Source organism: Brevibacillus jepli, from assembly GCF_047229145.1.
In the GTDB taxonomy this organism is placed as follows: Bacteria; Bacillota; Bacilli; order Brevibacillales; family Brevibacillaceae; genus Brevibacillus.
The window spans coordinates 74,414-91,977 of the sequence record NZ_JBFEFW010000004.1 but is presented as its reverse complement, the minus strand read 5'-3'; the positions used below and the strand labels follow the sequence as shown (position 1 = coordinate 91,977).

Genomic DNA, 17,564 nt, shown 5'->3' with positions numbered 1-17,564 from the left:
GAGGGTCTGCAAATATATTTATACTGTTTTCGCTGTTAGCCGATATGCAGCAGCGAATTTTTTTTGCGGCGAATGTCTACATTCGGGCTAACATAAGGCTCGAAATTATGCTTTTGCTCGATGAAGATTTGATGCCACAGCATGAAGACCAGAATGGTCCAGATTTTGCGGCTGTAATCCGCATTCCCTTCGCGGTGTTCGTCGAGCATGTACAGTACATAGGCCTTATTGATCAAATTATCGACCTTGGATTCGAAAATGATCTCTTTTGCCCACTTGTAAAATTCATTTTTGAGCCAATGACGAGTCGGAACAGGGAAGCCCAGTTTCTTTCTCGATTGGATCTCAGGTGGCAGGAAGTCTTTCATCGCTTCACGGAGCACATGCTTGGTCGTGCCGTTCGCAATTTTGTACTTCGTTGGAATGGTAGCCGCGAATTCAAATACCTTCAGATCAATGAAAGGCACGCGCAGCTCCAACGAATTGGCCATCGTCATCTTGTCAGCCTTCATCAAAATGTTGCCTCTCAGCCAAGTGTGAATGTCCAAGTACTGCATCTTGGTCACATCGTCATATTCAGAAGCGCGTTTGTAAATCTCTTCTGTAATGGAGAATGGAGATACATACGACTCAGAGCGAGTAATATCTTCCATGACGACACGCTTTTTCATCTCTTCGCTGAAAATCAGCGCGTTTCCGAAGAAGCGTTGCTCGACCGTTTTGGATCCACGGATGAGGAAGTTTTTCCCTTTTACTTGATCAGGGAGGCGTTCTGCCATATATCCAATGGATTGACGCATCCAGCCAGGCATGCCGGAAAACATTTTGAGAGAGCTAGGTTCTCTGTAAATGTTGTAGCCGCCGAAAAATTCATCTGCACCTTCACCAGACAATACAACGGTTACGTGTTCGCTCGCCATTTGCGCTACGAAATAGAGCAGGATGGCGGACGGGTCAGCAACTGGTTCGTCCTGATGCCAGATGAGCCTCGGTAACTCTTCCATGTATTGCTGTGCATTGATCACACGCTCGAAATGCTCTGATCCCAAATAGGCAGCGGTTCGCTTGGCATAATCCAGTTCACTGTACCCAGGAATATCTGAACCGACAGAGAATGATTTGACTGGTTCAAATGTGCGCAGCATACCAACGATACTGCTAGAGTCAACGCCACTGGATAAGAAGGCACCACGAGAAACTTCGCTAATCCGATGCTTGTCTACAGATTCGAGCATGACACTGCGCGTACCCTCAACAAAATAGGAGAATGGCTTGCTTTCATCTGGCTTGAACTCTACATCCCAGTACCGCTCCAGCTTGATCTGGTCGTTTTCGATGATGAACGAGTGAGCAGGCGGAATACGGTAAATACCAGCAAACATCGTCTCAGGATCAGGTACATATTGGAACGTCAAATAGTGATAAAAAGCGGTTGGATTCACTTCACGTGTGAATCCAGGCAGCTCCAGCAGGCTTTTAATCTCGCTGGCAACGCCGATGGAATCATTCGTTTCCACATAGTAGAGCGGCTTGATTCCAAAATGGTCGCGTGCTCCAAACATGCGTTTTTTACGGGAGTCGTAGATGGTAAAGCCAAACATCCCGCGCAAATGCTTAGGTGCATCCGTTCCTACCTCCTCATAAAGGTGGAGGATGGTTTCAATATCAGAATCGGTATGGAAAACGTGACCGATGTCCTTTAACCATTGTTGTAACTCTTTGTAATTGTAGACTTCACCGTTACCAATAATCCAGATGTCACGTGTTTCGTTAAACAGCGGTTGATGCCCGCCTTCCACGTCAATGATGCTTAAACGACGAAAGCCCAGGGCGATGTTGTCTTCGAGGTGAAAACCATCGTCATCTGGACCACGGTGCAGGATGACACCTGTCATCGCACTAATCGCTTCTTGTTGAACAGGCTTTTGCCGCTTGTTGTAGAGTGATACGATTCCGCACATAAGAAATGACTCTTCCTCTCACTGGATTGCTCCTGCTAACTCTATCATGTATCGATCATCAGCGCAATCTCTTCTGAATGGCAGTGATTGAGCGTGAAAACGCTGATTCAACAGGGATCTTCCGCTCTCTTCTCTTCTATTTTTGTCCCCAATCCACTAGATATAATCCCTCGTAAGACCAGTAATAGTTCGACAAAACGGTCATGACCGTTTGACATAGAACGGGACGGGGGAGATTTTCGTGTCAGTTTGGGGAGCCAGCTTAGCCATGATGATCGGCCTCATTCTGTCTGCCTATTTGCATCCTGCCTGGCTGCTGTTGACTGCGGGAGTATCATGGGCTCTTGTTGCATGTATCCCGGTCACATATCGAAAATACCTCGCTTGCTACTCACTCATTTTTATTCTAGCAGGTCTCTATTTTTATGGGTACGAGATTCTCCACAGCTCAGTATTAAAGCCGTTTGCAGAAAGAGAGGAGACAGTTTGGATAGAAGGTGTTATTGATTCGCCAGTCAAACGGGACGGGGACGTAGCACGGTTCTTTGTCACCATCACATCCTGGGGAGGGGATCACAGCAATCAAAACCAGCATAGCTCACTCGAAAAAATTGCGCTTCGCGTTAAGCTCGCTTCCTACGATGAAGCTGTAGATATAGAACAGTGGCGACGAGGAAGTGTTGTCGTGGCTCCCATCCGACTATCATTACCTGCGACTGCACGCAATCCTCATTCCTTCGACTACGCCAAATATTTGTTCTGGCAAGGAGTCCATGTCACAGGGGAATCCAGCTTTCAAGCGATTGAAATAACACCTGCTTTTTCCGTGTGGGCGAGCTTTCAAGAATGGCAGGACACCGGAGCGAAGCGAATTGAAAAGCTATATCAAGATCCAGAAACAGCTGGTTACATGAAGTCGTTGCTGCTTGGGCTTGGTCAAGAGGTCACTCCTGAGCTTGCTTCGATGTATTCGAATTTGGGCTTGAGTCATATTCTGGCTATCTCCGGTTTGCATGTTACCTTGGTCAGCTCAATGTTTATGTGGTGCTTGGAAAGAATCGGAGTCAGACGCAGACTGGCATTTGTCGTAACGATTCTCTTCTTGATCGGATATGTGTTGCTGGTAGGCGCGAGTGCCTCCGCGATCCGATCCGGACTGATGGGGAGTGTGGGTCTTCTCTGTCAGGTGTTTGGAAAAAGGCTGGACGGAAAGGACGTCTGGGCGGGTTCGCTCATTATCATGCTGATTGTGAATCCGTATCAGCTGTGGCATGTTGGCTTTCAGCTTTCCTTTGCGGTCACGCTTGGTCTTATTATTTTTGTCCCGTACAGCTTGCTTGTGTTCGTCCGGGTACCAATCTGGATTCGGACACTTGTGGCCGTTACGGTATCAGCTCAGCTCGTCTCCTTTCCTTTTCTTATCTATCACTTTCATATGTTTTCACCTGTATCCTGGTTGGTCAATTTGGTAGTGACTCCGATTCTCTCGGCAGCAGCTCTGCCGTTAGGCTATATAGCAGTTGTGCTTGATTTTGTCCACCCGTTTTTGGCAGTGATCCCAGTCTGGATATCAACAGCGATACTGAGATGGATTCATCTTCCGTTGTTTTCGATTGAAAGCATAAGGCTCCCCTTTACCTATTGGCCGCATCCTTCGTGGTGGTGGCTTGTTTTATATACATGTTTTCTTGGTGTGTTGCCCATTTCCTGGAAGTTGGGCTATCATCGAAAACGTGATACAATAATCGCCTTCGCTATATTTCTCGCGTTAGTAGTGGCCGCCAGACAGCCTTTTGCTGGGGTCAATGAAGTGCGTATTACCTTCCTGGATGTCGGACAAGGGGATTCCATCGTTGTCGAAATTGGTGATCAGAAGGTATACTTAATGGATGCAGGTGGGACAATGCGGTTCCCTGCTGCCGAACCATGGATGGAAAAGCGCGACCCATTTGAGGTGGGAAAGGATGTCGTTCTGCCGTTTCTTATGGCCCGAGGTATCGAAAAAATCGATCGTGTTATCATGACGCATGGCGATCTGGATCATATCGGTGGACTAAAAGCGCTTGTTCCTCATTTTTCTTTTGGAGAGGTATTCGTGAATGGAACAGCACCTTCTAATTTGGAGGGCGAAATCGTTCAGCTTTTTCAACAAGAGGGGGTTCCGATTTTAACAGGGCTCCCGGGTCAATCATGGTCAGATGGGCCAAGTATTGAATGGAAGTGGCTACATCCGGGTGAATCGACCTTCTCAGGAAATGATGCATCAGTTGTGCTGCAGCTGACTGCTTTCAACAAGACCGTATTGTTTACCGGTGATATTGAAAAGGATGGGGAAAATCAGCTTGTTCAAAACGGTTTGACTTCTGTGGATGTTTTGAAAGTAGCCCACCATGGAAGCAAAACCTCGAGTACCCAAGAACTACTTGCGATCACAGCACCAAAAGTAGCTGTCATATCTGCCGGAGTGAAAAATAGGTACGGGCATCCATCGCAAGAAGTACTACATCGCTTAGAAAAATCGGGTTCCGTCGTGTACAGGACTGATGCTCAAGGAGCAATTACGCTGGTCATTACACCTGCGGGACTATTTTGGCAGACCCAATTATTGGATACATAAGCTGGTTGCAACTTTTTCAATGAGCGAACCGTCTGTAGGGGGGAGAAGAGAATATGCAAGAAGCAGAGTTGATCAGGATGGCGCAATCCGGGGATCATGACGCGCTAGTCGAACTGCTTCGTTCCATTGAGACCTCCGTTTACCGTAGCGCTTATTATATCCTAGGAAACGAACAGGACGCGCTTGATGCCTCCCAGGAAGTCCTCATTCGAATCTATCGAAAATTGGACACCTATCAGGAAAAAGCAAAGTTCTCTACCTGGGTACAACGCATAGTTAGCAACGTCTGTATGGATAAATTTCGCGCGAAGAAGGAAACGGTCTCAATTGACGAGCACGAGTTGATCATTCCTGATCGTAACAACGTAGAAGAAGAAATCCTTCTCACCGGGCTGTCGAATGACATCCAGGAAGCCATCGGAAGATTGCCAAAGCAATATCGGATGGTTGTAGTACTCCGCTATCTGGAGGATTTGTCCTATCAAGAGATCGCGGAGGCACTTGATTTGCCGCTTAACACGGTTAAGTCGTATTTATTTCGGGCTAGGCAACAGTTACAGGAGCTGTTGTACGACTACCAGAAAGGGGGGATCGGTTGATGACCAACGAAGAGATTTTAGAACTCATGCAGAGAGATCTCGATGGAGATCTGTTGGAGTCAGAGCTGCAAATGCTCCATCAGCTTATTCATAAAGATGCTGATCTGCAGCTAATGTACAACCGTTTGAAAGATGTGTCACAGCAATTAGAGCATCTACCCCCTGTCGTACCTCCGTTCAGCATCGTAGATTCAATCCTGCCAAAGCTGGAATCGGCCGCTGCAATGACTGCTGCGGTCAAATCTACGACGAACGAGGAAATCCTGCCCACTCTGGAAGTTAAGCGCGAGTCGTCTTCGCTGCCGGAATCAAAAAAGTGGAAGCGGATAAAAGTGTGGATGGCAAGTCTTGGTAGTACAGCCGTCGCTGCTAGCTTATTGATTGGCATGTTGTTTTCTGGCGGTGATGGCAAAAAGCACGAAATCGATCCGTTTCAAAATGGAACGGATATGACGCCGGCAGTCGTGGATCAACCTAAAATTGTAGGACCAGAACCTCCTTCTCCAAGCAATAATCCAATACCATCGAATACGAAAGAGGAAGAGGACAAGAAGAAACAATCTACCGAAGCGACTACTCAGAAGAAGAGTAAAAAGCCACCGGCAAAGAACGTTCAAAAGCAAACGCCGCCACCGAAGAAAACGAATCCGACGCCACCACAAAAGAAACCGGTACCTCCGAAGCCAGTCATTACCGATGATGAGCCACCGGTATGGCCGATCGGACTGGAAGAGAATCCAGACAGAGAAGACAAAGAACCTGCTAATGACGATAAGGACGACGGCGGGGACAAGCATGAGGAGAAAGACAAGGGAAAAAATAAAGAGAAGAAAAAAGATAAAGATGATGACGATAATGACTAATTTTTTTCCACGTATGGACCGGCACCACTTGCGGGGATTTTGCGTATAGTACATTATCAAGCACCCCCTGCTTACCGTTTGGGGAGGAGGAATCCCGGGGCTTTTCCCTAAACGTTTACATAGAGGTGCCAACGGATGAAAAAACCGCTACCGATTGACTGGTAGCGGTTTTTTTTCGCTGTGCTCCGAATAACATGTGCTATAATAACGCAGGTAAGAAGAAGGAAAGGGGAGAAAACGTATGCCACTCTTATCGGCTATTCGCGAAATACGGCAAAAACAATTCTCGCCGATCTACGTCCTATTCGGTCCAGAGTCCTTTCTGGCGGAAGAATTTTTGACGTTGGCTCGTAAAGAAATGATCGATCCAGAGTTCTTGGATCTGAATATGAGTGTATATGATTGTACGGAAACAGGCTTGAGTGAAATATTACAGGATGCGGAGACACTGCCGTTTTTGGGGGAACATCGACTGGTGATTGCCAGACAAGCTTACTTTTTAACAGGGAGTAAGCCTTCGACGAAGGTAGAGAGTGACCCGGATGCTCTACTCGCCTATTTGGAAAATCCGCCTTCCTATACCACACTTATTTTACATATAGAAGCGGAAAAGCTGGATGAACGTAAAAAACTGGTCAAAACATTGCAGCAAAAGACGAAGGTGATCCCATTCCCTTTACTGAGAGACGGAGATTTATATGGATGGGTAGAGCGTCAGGCGGGTAAATATCAAGCGAAGATTGATCGTCAGCAATCCATGAAGCTCGTGGAGCGTGTGGGAGCAGAGCTGCGTCTTCTGGACAAGGAAATAGAGAAGATGGCTCTGTTTGTTGGTGCAGGGGAAAGCATCACAGACGACGTCATCGAGCTGCTTGGGGCACGTACGCTGGAGCAGGATGTATTTGCTCTGATTGAACAGGTAGCGTCAGGGAGACTGGACAGGGCTCTGCGGATGATGTACGACTGCATGAAAATCGGAGAGGAGCCGATCAAGCTGCTGGCTCTCATGGCAAGGCAGTTCCGCATGCTTTTGCACGTCAAACAATTGGCTCCACGCGGTTATTCGCAGCAACAGATGGCCGGTATGATTAAAATGCATCCCTATGCGGTAAAAAAAGCAATGGAGCAAGCGCGGCATTTTTCCGAGGAGTCGTTGAAAAAACTGTTGGGCATTCTTGCGGAAGAAGATTTTCGTATGAAGTCAGGTCAGGTGGACAAGCGTCTCGCCCTCGAATTATTCGTTGCACGCGCACACGACGAGCGAACAAAACGGTCGTGACCGTTTTTCACAGTAAAAAACCCCTGGAACAAGAATGTTCAGGGGTTTTTTATCTGCTTGGTCTCTTACGCTACAGGAGCGCTCAGAACGTTAAGCTTTTTCATCAAACGAGACTTTTGACGGTTTGCTGCGTTTTTATGAATGAGACCTTTCGAAGCGGCCTTGTCCAGCTTTTTCACAGCCACCAGAAGAGTAGATTTCGCCAATGCTACATCGGAAGCGGCAACAGCTTTCTCGAAGCTTCTGATGGAAGTGCGCAGATCAGACTTTTGAGAAGCGCGGTGTGCGCGACGCTTTTCGATTGTTTTGGTGCGTTTAATCGCGGATTTAATGTTTGGCATGTGTGTCACCTCCTTAGACGACCATAGACATACAGTCATACAACAAAGTAATTCTAGCATGGGGCGAACCCATTTGCAAGAAAGGATTCGGAATAAAAATGAAGGATTCAAGCAAGCTAGTAGCAGGAACAAAATGGTCATCACTTTTTTCACTCTGGAACAAAGGAGCTGATGGAACATGGCACATAACATTGATTTATCAGGCTACTCGATTCGTACGGATCTTGCCTTAGAGGCCCATGAGCTTGCGCAGCAGCAAAATGAGAGCAATATTGAAGGCGTTTGGCTGCAAGCGGACGACAGTGAGCCCAATATTAAAGTAACGAGATTGCATGTGGAAACAGAGCAAGCTGGGAAGGAAATCGGCAAGCTTCCGGGGCATTACCTCACGATTGAAGTGCCCAAGCTGCGAGATAATGATACGTCGATCGAAGAACAGGTGGCGAAGCGATTCTCTGTCGAGTTCGCGATGTTCCTCAAGCAGTTAGGGATCACCGAAGACAAGAAGGCTCTCGTCGTAGGTCTCGGCAACTGGAATGTGACGCCGGATGCGCTCGGACCGATGGTAGTGGAAAATTTATTGATTACCCGCCACCTCTACACGTTGGCGCCAGAAACGGTCGGAGAGGGTTATCGGGAAGTGAGTGCGTTATCCCCGGGTGTCCTTGGGATTACGGGTATAGAAACGAGTGAAATCATTTTTGGTGTTGTGGAAAAAAGTAAACCAGACTTCGTCATTTGTATCGATGCTCTTGCTTCCCGGGCGTTGCATCGGGTAAACACGACGATACAGATTTCGGATACAGGGATTCACCCTGGTTCAGGAGTCGGCAACAAGCGCAAGGCGATCGATCAGGCGACACTCGGAGTCCCGGTGATTGCGATTGGTGTGCCTACGGTCGTTTTTGCCTCGACGATCGTCAATGATGCGATTACGTATTTGCTGGGACACTTTGGACAATCGATGGTGGAGAGCAAGCGGGCATTCAACAAGCTAGCATTGAGTACCCTGCCTGAGCGTAAGGAACCGTATACGGAAGAGGATTTGCCAGATCTGGAATCGCGCAAGACATTCATGGGATTGGTAGGTTCACTGCCAGAAGAAGAAAAGCGGCAGCTAATTCATGAGGTGCTACGACCGTTAGGGCAGGATCTCGTCGTAACCCCCAAAGAAGTTGACGACTTTATTGAAGGCGTGGCAAACGTGATTGCAACAGGTCTGAATCGCTCCTTGCACAGCGCTGTAAATGAAGAAAATAGCGGATCGTACACACACTAGGTCATGAAAAGCTAGAGTGAGAGAGAAAAGCTAGAAAAGGGTTCTATCGTCTCTATGAGGCTCATAAGCTAAAGCATAGACAAGCGCGAGGGAAACTTCTCCCGACGTGCAACCATGCTACAGCTAGAGGAGTGAGACAGATGGCGACCCTCATTCAACGCCAATTCGTTGTTCTTTCCTTTATAACCGCCTTCTTGTTTGTCATGACAGGAGTGCTTTCGCTCGGTGGAAACCGGATCGCAATTTCTTCCTCCGCTATTCAACAAGCAGCTTCTCATATTTCCAGTCTGGCGATTTTGGGGTGGATGGGACAGGAAATTCCGGTTTTGTCTGAGACAGTACAAGCACAGGCTGATGATCGCACGAATAGTGTAACGGGTTTTCTCTTCCGCTTGGCGACCAATATCCAGCCGGGAGACTTACGCAGCTTGCTGGGCAGGGAGCTTCCTGGAATGGTGACAACAGAGGATGCCAGATTTGTCGTGCAGGGAAAAGGAGCTTCTCTGGCAGATTTTTATGTGGAGTACCCCGCTCATCCGAGACAAGCCGTAGATAATTCGCAGGTGGTTCCGATTGTAGAGTCACAGCCTGAGGATACGTCGAAGTCAGGTGAAGAGAAGCCAGCACCAGTGCCTCATTCAATGACAGGCAACAAAAAAATCGTGTACGTCTACAACTCGCACAATCGGGAATCGTGGTTTAGTGAGACGAAGCCAGTAGGAACCTCGGTCGATCACCCTACGAGAAATATATCCTTAATCAGCAAGCGTTTATCAGAAGCGTTAAACGAAAAAGGAATTGGCGCGGAGGTAAGCACGGATGACATCTATCAGCAGCTGTTGAACAAGAAAATGCATTACTCCTTCTCCTACGCTGAATCCTTGCAAGTAGTCAAAGCCGCAACTGAGAAAAACAAGGATCTGTATTACTACTTCGATCTGCATCGCGACACAGCGCCCAGAGATCGGACGACGGTCACGATCAAGGGGAAAACGTATGGGAGAGTCTTGTTCGTCATCGGAAAAAGAAATAAAAGCTACGAGAAAAACGAAGCATTTGCAACGGAGCTTCATGAGCTGATGGAAAAAATGTACCCGGAGCTTTCGCGTGGCGTGATGGAAAAAGGCGCAAAAACGGATCACGGCGAGTATAATCAGTCCCTCTCCCCGGGAAGCCTGTTAATAGAAATAGGTGGTACGGAAAACAGCGTGCAGGAAAGCATGAATACGGCAGAAGCGTTGGCTGATGTTTTCGCAGCGTATTACCAGCAAGCTGAAAAGGTAGGCAAAGCAGTTTCTGACGAGCCTGCAAAGAGGTGACGGGCATGAACGTGACGATGAAGCTGACTGGACTGTTGATCATCTTGCTGGTCGGAGTAGTTTTGGGATTGCAAACGGCTGAACGTGGAATATCCAAGGTGAGTGGCGTGCCCCAGGAGCAGGCTCAGACCTTTTCCATCAAAAAAGTGGATCAGGGGCAGGTCGAGATCGCGGTTATGGGCAAACAGGTACAGACTGCAACTCCGAAGGAAATGGTCAACTACGTCAGTCGTGTCGGTTTGACGTTGGGTGGGAGCATCAAGAGTGGAGCGCAGAGTTTTGTCGATTGGGTAGGTAGTTTTTTTGAACCGTGAATTTGTTTACGCGCAAAAAGAAGGGGTGCAGAAAGCCTCAGTGACTAAAGACCCGTACACGCGGGTCTTTTGCATGCAATGAGCGATATCAGATGATTTCTGCGTAAACAGTGCAAGTGAGGCTACGTCTGCAATGAAAGGGCTATCATAAAGTTCTTTTTCGTCATAATATCATTCAGGATTAATATTCTTTTTAGTCAGTAAAGAAATAATAGTTTGAATTTATTGTGTTGCGAAAAAATTGAATAAATGTCATAATGTCTACTGATAGGTCTATTTTGGAAGTATATATCGGTGAGAGAGGTGAGCCACGTGTCACATCCTGTCCTACAAATCGAAAACCTGCAAACGCACTTTTTCACGGACCGCGGCCAAATCCCTGCCGTTGACGGCGTGACGATCACGGTACAAAAAGGAGAAGTAGTTGGTATCGTAGGCGAATCCGGCTGCGGGAAGAGCGTTACCTCCCTTTCCGTAATGAAGCTAGTGCCCAACCCCCCAGGGAAAATAGTGGGAGGCGCCATAAAATTCAAGGGGGAGGACCTCGTATCTGTCGACGAAAAGCGAATGAGAGACATACGCGGAAATGAAATTGCGATGATCTTTCAGGAGCCCATGACGTCTTTGAATCCGGTGTTTACGATTGGAGATCAGATAGGAGAATCAGTCCGATTACATACGAAGGCGAGCAAGAAGGAAGCAAGAGCGCGTGCGATTGAGATGTTGAAAAAAGTCGGAATTCCTCGAGCGGAAGCAATCGTCGATGAATACCCGCACCAGCTGTCAGGTGGAATGCGACAGCGCGTCATGATTGCGATGGCCATGGCTTGCAATCCGGAGCTGTTGATTGCAGACGAGCCTACCACTGCTCTCGATGTTACGATTCAAGCGCAGATATTGGACCTGATGCGCCAACTCAATCGGGAAGCGGACACAGCGATCCTTCTCATCACCCACGATCTTGGCGTCGTTGCAGAAATGTGTCACCGGGTCGTGGTTATGTACGCAGGCAACGTGATTGAACAAGGCGACGTTCGTACGATCTTAAAAAATCCGAAGCATCCTTATACGATCGGCTTGCTGAATTCGTTGCCGAAGCTGGAAGGATCACAGGATCGTCTCTATTCGATTCCAGGCAACGTCCCGATTCCGGGTTCGCTTACTGTCGGATGCCGTTTTGCACCCAGATGCGATAAAGTAACAGACCGATGCCGCAGTGAGATGCCAGAATTAAAAGTGGTAGGGGACAATCACCTTTCCCGCTGCTGGCTGACCGAATAACCCGAGAGGAGCATGCAGGTGGCTGAAGATCTTCTGGTCGTGAAAAATTTGAAAAAATACTACCCGATCACAGGCGGTGTTCTTGGAGGGGAAGTAGGCGTAGTTAAGGCGGTAGATGATGTATCGTTTACCGTAAAGCGCGGAGAAACACTAGGGCTGGTAGGCGAGAGTGGCTGTGGAAAGTCAACGACAGGTCGGTCCTTGCTACGACTGATAGAGCCTACCTCAGGTGATATCAGCTTTGACGGGACAGATGTCATGTCACTTTCCCCAGATGCCATGAGGAAGATGAGACGTGACATGCAGATTGTCTTCCAGGACCCGTTCGCTTCGCTGAATCCTAGACATAATATTGAAAAGATTTTGGAAGAGCCTCTCATCGTACATGGGTTGGGTTCTGCGGCAGAGCGAAAAAAGCGCGTGCTGGAAATGCTGGAGATCGTTGGGCTGAGCAGCTATCACGCGAGCCGCTATCCGCATCAATTCAGTGGAGGGCAGCGACAACGGATTGGCATTGCGAGAGCGCTTATGCTCAAGCCCAAGCTGATCGTTGCCGACGAGCCTGTTTCTGCACTGGACGTGTCCATTCAGTCGCAGGTGCTCAATCTCATGCAAGATTTGCAGAGAGAATTCGGTCTTACATACTTGTTCATTGCGCATGATTTAAGTGTGGTACGACATATCAGTGATCGAGTAGGGGTCATGTACCTTGGCAGAATCGTTGAGCTGACAACGAGCAGCCAACTGTATTCCAATCCGCTTCATCCATATACGAAAGCGCTGTTGTCGGCGGTACCTTCCCCAGATCCTGATGCCGTACGTGAAAGAGTCATTCTCCAGGGAGATGTGCCGAGCCCTGCCAAACCTCCAAGTGGCTGTACATTCCATACGAGGTGTCCCCATGTGACAGAGGAGTGTCGTACTGTGCGCCCAGAATTTGCGGACGCAGGCGACGGACACTTTGTTGCTTGTCACTTATACAAGTCCTAATCGACAAAAGGGAGTCTGCCTGCCGAGTAGGAAGTCTTGTAAAGGGGGGATGCAAAGCAGGAGGTATTGTATCGACCATCTACCAAAAAGTAACATGCGACCATTATTTAGAAAAAGGGGGAAGTTTTCATGAAGAAGAGAGTTCTCTCCGCAACCATGACCAGCCTAGTGGCGCTGGCCATGCTGATTGCTGGATGCTCTAGCGCTCCAACGACACAAGCGCCGGCAGAACAACCAAAGACAGAAACTCCGGCACCTGCACCGGCAACTGAGCCTGCAAAAACTGGACCGAAGCAGTTAATCGTCGGTCGGGGTGCAGACACAAAAGGGCTTGACCCCATTACGCAAACAGATGGCGAGACCTTTAGGGTAACAGAGAACGTCATGGATACCTTGATCGGCTTTGCTGACGGTTCCACAGAACTCGCTCCATCACTGGCTGACAAGTGGGAGGTAACTCCAGATGGTCTCGTTTATACACTGACACTGAAGTCAGGCGTGAAGTTCCATGACGGTACGGATTTCAACGCAGAAGCGGTAAAATACAACTTTGAACGTTGGAGTGATAAGAGCCATCCGCAACATTCTCCAGAGGGCTTCGAATATTACATCAGCCAATTCGGTGGCTATAAAGGTGATGCGAATCACGTAATTAAATCCGTGGAAGCAGTAGATCCAACCACTGTGAAATTTACGTTGAATCGTCCGCTGGCTCCATTCCTTGCGAACCTGGCGATGTCTCCTTTCGCAATTGGTTCACCAGAAGCATTGAAAAAGGATGTTAAGAAATTCAACGAACATCCAATCGGTACTGGGCCATTCAAATTCGTAGAGTGGAAGCGTAACGACACGATCACTCTCGAGAAAAACCCTGATTACTGGAACAAAGGATTCCCGAAACTTGATAAATTGGTGTTCAAGGTCATTCCAGAGAACACGGCGCGTCTGACTGCTTTGGCGTCAGGTGAGATCGATTTGATGGATGGTGTGAACACAGATGATATCCAAACAGTAAAAGACAACAAAGACTTGCAGCTCTACCTGCGTCCTACCAATAACATTGGATACATTGGCTTTAACGTTGAGAAGAAACCGCTCGACAATCCAAAAGTTCGTGAAGCCATTGCCTACGCGATTAACAAGCCTGAAATCGTAGCTGCATTCTACGATGGTGTTGGTGAACCTGCAGTTAACCCAATGCCAAAAACAATGTGGGGACATAACAACGACATTAAAGATCGTGAGTTCAACCTCGACAAAGCAAAACAATTGCTGGCAGAAGCAGGACATCCAAACGGCTTTAAAATCAAGTTCTGGGCGATGCCAGTACCACGTCCGTACATGCCTGAAGGTGTGAAGATTGCCGAGGCAATCCAGCAAGACCTGAAGAAAATCGGTATCGAAGCAGAGATCGTAACGATGGAATGGGCAACGTATTTGGAGAAAACCCGCTTGGGTGAGCAAGATATGTTCATGCTAGGCTGGACAGGTGACAACGGCGACCCTGACAACTTCCTGGCTGTATTGCTCGACAAAAACAGCATCGGCAGCAACAACTATACACGCTGGGCAAATGAAGAGGCTTCTCAATTGATGATGAAAGCTCAATCCACGCCAGTACAAGCTGAGCGCGAAAAACTGTACAAACAAGTACAAGAGATCATCTTCAAAGATGTACCAATGGTTCCATTGGCACACTCTACGCCAGCATTGGCAGGAAAAGCAAATATCGTAGATTATAACCCGCATCCAAAAGGGTCTGAAAGTTTGGAAAAGGTAGATTTCAAGTAAGCTGACATAACAAAAGGGTAAGAGGAGTGCATACCTCTTCTTACCCTCCTTACATTATTTAGCGATTATTTTATGCAGGAAGGCGAGGAGATGGCATTGCTAGCTTACAGCATTCGAAGAATTTTAATGCTCATTCCTGTCTTAGTGGGCATGTCAATCATCGTTTTTTCCATTATTCGTGCCATCCCTGGTGATCCGGCTTTGACGATTTTGGGAGAAAAGGCAACGCCACAAGCGATTGCAGACATACGAGAGGCATTAGGTTTAAATAACCCATGGTACATACAGTATTTTGACTATATGAAGAATATTTTAAGCGGAGATCTTGGCGAATCGTTACAAACGAATGCTCCTATTTCAGATGAAATTATGCCATATTTGGCAGCAACGACTGAACTCACGATTGTGAGTATGCTGATTGCGGTGTTTGTTGGTGTGAACGCAGGTATTCTTTCTGCTTGGAAGCAGAACTCCTGGTTTGACTACTGTGCGATGTTGATCGCCTTGATTGGTGTATCCATGCCAATTTTTTGGCTAGGTCTGATGGAGCAATGGGTGTTTGCCCAAGAACTGAAATGGCTGCCATCAGTTGGTCGCGACAATTCGCGTAATCCCGTTGAGGCCATTACGCACTTTTATATACTGGATACGATAATAGCTGGTCGGTGGGATCAGCTGTGGGAAGTAACCAAGCATTTGATCCTGCCAGGAATCGCGTTAGGTACGATCCCAATGGCAATCATTGCACGGATTACTCGTTCGAGCATGCTGGAAGTCATGCGCGCAGACTATGTCAGAACGGCTCGCGCAAAAGGCTTGACGCAGTTTTGGGTCGTGTACAAGCATGCATTGAAAAATGCGATGATTCCTGTCTTGACGGTAATTGGTTTGCAAACAGGACTGCTGTTGGGTGGAGCAGTATTGACCGAAACGATCTTCGGATGGCCAGGTGTCGGTCGTTATATTGTGACCGCTATTGGAAACCGCGACTATCCGGTTATCCAATCCGGCATCCTTGTGATCGCGACGATTTTCGTCTTGATTAACCTCTTGGTCGACCTTCTGTACGCCTATGTCGATCCACGCATCAAATATCGCTAAGGAGGGACGAAGAGACATGGCACAACCACAAGCACAGACAGTACCTTTGAAAATCAAGCAAGATGATGTAGTCTCTCCTTGGAAAGACGCATGGAGACAGCTGCGAAAAAATAAGCTGGCGATGGTAGGCTTCGGGATTATTTTGTTTTTCATTGTTGTGGCGATATTGGCACCATGGATTGCACCGTATCCGTACGACGAAGGCAAGCTGGTGATGAAAAACAAGCCACCTTCCGAGGAGCATTGGTTTGGAACCGATTATAATGGTCGCGATGTGTTCAGTCGCGTCATTTATGGAGCACAAATCTCCTTGTGGGTAGGGACGTTTTCTGTAATTGGCTCCGTTGTCGCCGGGACAATTCTTGGTCTGTTGGCAGGGTATTACGGCAGATGGATTGATACGATCATTTCTCGTCTCTTTGATATCATGCTCGCCTTTCCAAGTATTCTGTTGGCGATCGCTGTCGTTGCCATTTTGGGGCCGTCATTGCAGAATGCCTTGATTGCGATTGCAATCATTAACATACCAACGTTTGGACGCTTGGTGCGCGCCCGCGTATTGAGCTTGAAGGAAGAAGAATTCGTCATGGCTGCACGTGCGATCGGTATGAAAAATTCCCGCATTATCATGCAGCACATTTTGCCAAACAGCCTGGCACCGATCATTGTTACAGGTACGATGGGGATCGCGACAGCGATTATCGAAGCAGCAGCATTAGGCTTTCTCGGACTGGGAGCACAAGCGCCAGAACCGGAATGGGGCAAGATGCTCGCTGATTCACGCCAGTACATTCAGAAAGCACCATGGACCGTTATTTTTCCGGGCCTCTCCATTATGCTGACCGTTCTTGGCTTTAACTTGATTGGAGACGGCTTGCGCGATGCGCTCGACCCTCGGATGAAGAGCTAGTCAGATGAAAAAGAGACAGAAGGGACTGGGATTGTCCGCCCTTCTGTCTTATTTACATTTCCTGCATGAAAGTACGGCACAACTGATTGAAATCGGAAGCAGCTTTCGTGATGATTTGATGCTTGACGTTTGGTATCATCACGAGTTGGGCATTTGGCAGTCTCATCGTAAGCATCTGCGCGTAAGGATGCATCCGCTGATCTTGTTTTCCATAAGCAAGTAAAATTGGAAGCTGGATGTTGCCCAGACGCTCTGTACACTGATAACGATGACCCGCTGCGTAAAGGTATTTGAGGCTGGCGGAATCTGTTTTAGAGGCGTGCTGAATCCATTGTGTACGCATTTCTTGGTCGTCTATATGAGAGGAAGCAATCGACCGGGCGAGGAGAGGGACACCGTTTACCATGGATAATGCTCGTGCCATCAAAAATCTGCCGTGTAAATACAGGTCATGCACTTCTGAAAAAGCGCTGACAAGTATGGCGCCTCGGACATGATCAGGATAACGAAGGCAATATTCAAGGGCGATAGACGCTCCTTGTGAGTACCCCATAATAAAGGGACGTTCGATACCGAGTGACGGGATCAGCTTATGGAGCTGTTCAGCCAGTTCCCCGATCGAAAACGGCTTCTCCATCGGTGAAGTGTCGCCATGTCCTGGCAAATCAGGGACAATCAGCTGATAAGTGTCCGTGAGGGATTGCTGATAGACAAAATTAATAGAACCGATACATGGCGCGTGGATACATACTAAAGGCGTTCCTTTTCCTGACATGTGAAAAGCAAACTGTTTGCCATCCTGATGAACGAGTACTTGTTCCATTTTCTTTTTCACCCCAACCTTATGTTGTCCGTTACGAGGTGGATTTTTCAAATGAGCTCTTCTTTTTTTGCTGGGGAAGTGGTATTCTCGCAATAG

15 protein-coding genes are annotated in these 17,564 nt (G+C 47.8%); 12 read left to right on the top strand and 3 right to left on the bottom strand.

All coding sequences use genetic code 11. The annotated features are described in order from the left end of the window. Window positions 1-35: 35 nt before the first annotated feature. Window positions 36-1,961: an asparagine synthase (glutamine-hydrolyzing) gene (gene asnB, locus AB1L17_RS05930; protein ID WP_412843817.1), complete on the bottom strand. Its 1,926-nt coding sequence runs from the start codon at window positions 1,959-1,961 to the stop codon at window positions 36-38. A 268-nt stretch (window positions 1,962-2,229) separates the two neighbouring features. Between asnB and AB1L17_RS05925 the strand changes: the two genes are divergently transcribed. The 4 genes from AB1L17_RS05925 to holA all read left to right on the top strand — a co-directional run bounded on the left by AB1L17_RS05925 (window position 2,230) and on the right by holA (window position 7,319). Further along, complete coding sequence (locus tag AB1L17_RS05925; RefSeq protein ID WP_412843903.1) at window positions 2,230-4,578, top strand: DNA internalization-related competence protein ComEC/Rec2; 2,349 nt, start codon at window positions 2,230-2,232, stop codon at window positions 4,576-4,578. Between the two features lie 53 nt (window positions 4,579-4,631). Then, window positions 4,632-5,177 (top strand): RNA polymerase sigma factor, encoded by a 546-nt coding sequence (locus AB1L17_RS05920; RefSeq protein WP_412843818.1) that lies wholly within the window; start codon window positions 4,632-4,634, stop codon window positions 5,175-5,177. Next, window positions 5,177-6,040, top strand: a complete 864-nt coding sequence (locus AB1L17_RS05915) for an anti-sigma factor (RefSeq protein WP_412843819.1) — start codon at window positions 5,177-5,179, stop codon at window positions 6,038-6,040. The genes AB1L17_RS05920 and AB1L17_RS05915 overlap by 1 nt, the downstream gene beginning before the upstream one ends. 241 nt (window positions 6,041-6,281) lie before the next feature. After that, entirely contained in the window at window positions 6,282-7,319 is a 1,038-nt protein-coding gene (gene holA / locus AB1L17_RS05910) for a DNA polymerase III subunit delta (RefSeq protein WP_412843820.1), read from the top strand. Window positions 7,320-7,384: 65 nt separating this feature from the next. On the opposite strand, the gene rpsT is transcribed toward holA, so the two are convergent. After that, the gene (rpsT, locus tag AB1L17_RS05905; RefSeq protein WP_412843821.1) at window positions 7,385-7,660 is read right to left on the bottom strand and encodes a 30S ribosomal protein S20; all 276 of its coding nucleotides are present in this window, start codon (window positions 7,658-7,660) and stop codon (window positions 7,385-7,387) included. A 178-nt stretch (window positions 7,661-7,838) separates the two neighbouring features. Here rpsT and gpr point away from each other — a divergent pair, with 178 nt between their 5' ends. The 8 genes from gpr to AB1L17_RS05865 all read left to right on the top strand — a co-directional run bounded on the left by gpr (window position 7,839) and on the right by AB1L17_RS05865 (window position 16,645). Then, entirely contained in the window at window positions 7,839-8,939 is a 1,101-nt protein-coding gene (gene gpr, locus AB1L17_RS05900; protein ID WP_412843822.1) for a GPR endopeptidase, read from the top strand. 140 nt (window positions 8,940-9,079) lie between these two features. Continuing rightward, on the top strand, window positions 9,080-10,258 hold the full coding sequence (gene spoIIP, locus AB1L17_RS05895) for a stage II sporulation protein P (RefSeq protein WP_412843823.1): 1,179 nt from the start codon (window positions 9,080-9,082) through the stop codon (window positions 10,256-10,258). A 5-nt stretch (window positions 10,259-10,263) separates the two neighbouring features. Next, window positions 10,264-10,572, top strand: coding sequence for a DUF3679 domain-containing protein (locus tag AB1L17_RS05890; RefSeq protein ID WP_412843824.1), 309 nt, complete (start codon window positions 10,264-10,266; stop codon window positions 10,570-10,572). A gap of 312 nt (window positions 10,573-10,884) precedes the next feature. Then, entirely contained in the window at window positions 10,885-11,853 is a 969-nt protein-coding gene (locus tag AB1L17_RS05885; RefSeq protein WP_412843825.1) for an ABC transporter ATP-binding protein, read from the top strand. An 18-nt stretch (window positions 11,854-11,871) separates the two neighbouring features. Then, window positions 11,872-12,843, top strand: coding sequence for an ABC transporter ATP-binding protein (locus AB1L17_RS05880; RefSeq protein ID WP_412843826.1), 972 nt, complete (start codon window positions 11,872-11,874; stop codon window positions 12,841-12,843). A 129-nt stretch (window positions 12,844-12,972) separates the two neighbouring features. Then, on the top strand, window positions 12,973-14,634 hold the full coding sequence (locus tag AB1L17_RS05875) for an ABC transporter substrate-binding protein (RefSeq protein WP_412843827.1): 1,662 nt from the start codon (window positions 12,973-12,975) through the stop codon (window positions 14,632-14,634). Between the two features lie 90 nt (window positions 14,635-14,724). Beyond that, window positions 14,725-15,735, top strand: a complete 1,011-nt coding sequence (locus AB1L17_RS05870; RefSeq protein WP_412843828.1) for an ABC transporter permease — start codon at window positions 14,725-14,727, stop codon at window positions 15,733-15,735. Between the two features lie 16 nt (window positions 15,736-15,751). Next, the gene (locus tag AB1L17_RS05865) at window positions 15,752-16,645 is read left to right on the top strand and encodes an ABC transporter permease (RefSeq protein ID WP_412843829.1); all 894 of its coding nucleotides are present in this window, start codon (window positions 15,752-15,754) and stop codon (window positions 16,643-16,645) included. A 52-nt stretch (window positions 16,646-16,697) separates the two neighbouring features. Here AB1L17_RS05865 and AB1L17_RS05860 read toward each other — a convergent pair whose 3' ends face one another. Then, complete coding sequence (locus AB1L17_RS05860) at window positions 16,698-17,468, bottom strand: alpha/beta fold hydrolase (protein ID WP_412843830.1); 771 nt, start codon at window positions 17,466-17,468, stop codon at window positions 16,698-16,700. Window positions 17,469-17,564: the final 96 nt, after the last annotated feature.

Bases quoted from the DNA above. Each gene is read 5' to 3' on its own strand.
- asnB (WP_412843817.1), bottom strand. From the start codon at position 1,961: ATGTGCGGAATCGTATCACTCTACAACAAGCGGCAAAAGCCTGTTCAA.
- AB1L17_RS05925 (WP_412843903.1), top strand. From the start codon at position 2,230: ATGATGATCGGCCTCATTCTGTCTGCCTATTTGCATCCTGCCTGGCTG.
- AB1L17_RS05920 (WP_412843818.1), top strand. From the start codon at position 4,632: ATGCAAGAAGCAGAGTTGATCAGGATGGCGCAATCCGGGGATCATGAC.
- AB1L17_RS05915 (WP_412843819.1), top strand. From the start codon at position 5,177: ATGACCAACGAAGAGATTTTAGAACTCATGCAGAGAGATCTCGATGGA.
- holA (WP_412843820.1), top strand. From the start codon at position 6,282: ATGCCACTCTTATCGGCTATTCGCGAAATACGGCAAAAACAATTCTCG.
- rpsT (WP_412843821.1), bottom strand. From the start codon at position 7,660: ATGCCAAACATTAAATCCGCGATTAAACGCACCAAAACAATCGAAAAG.
- gpr (WP_412843822.1), top strand. From the start codon at position 7,839: ATGGCACATAACATTGATTTATCAGGCTACTCGATTCGTACGGATCTT.
- spoIIP (WP_412843823.1), top strand. From the start codon at position 9,080: ATGGCGACCCTCATTCAACGCCAATTCGTTGTTCTTTCCTTTATAACC.
- AB1L17_RS05890 (WP_412843824.1), top strand. From the start codon at position 10,264: ATGAACGTGACGATGAAGCTGACTGGACTGTTGATCATCTTGCTGGTC.
- AB1L17_RS05875 (WP_412843827.1), top strand. From the start codon at position 12,973: ATGAAGAAGAGAGTTCTCTCCGCAACCATGACCAGCCTAGTGGCGCTG.
- AB1L17_RS05870 (WP_412843828.1), top strand. From the start codon at position 14,725: ATGGCATTGCTAGCTTACAGCATTCGAAGAATTTTAATGCTCATTCCT.
- AB1L17_RS05865 (WP_412843829.1), top strand. From the start codon at position 15,752: ATGGCACAACCACAAGCACAGACAGTACCTTTGAAAATCAAGCAAGAT.
- AB1L17_RS05860 (WP_412843830.1), bottom strand. From the start codon at position 17,468: ATGGAACAAGTACTCGTTCATCAGGATGGCAAACAGTTTGCTTTTCAC.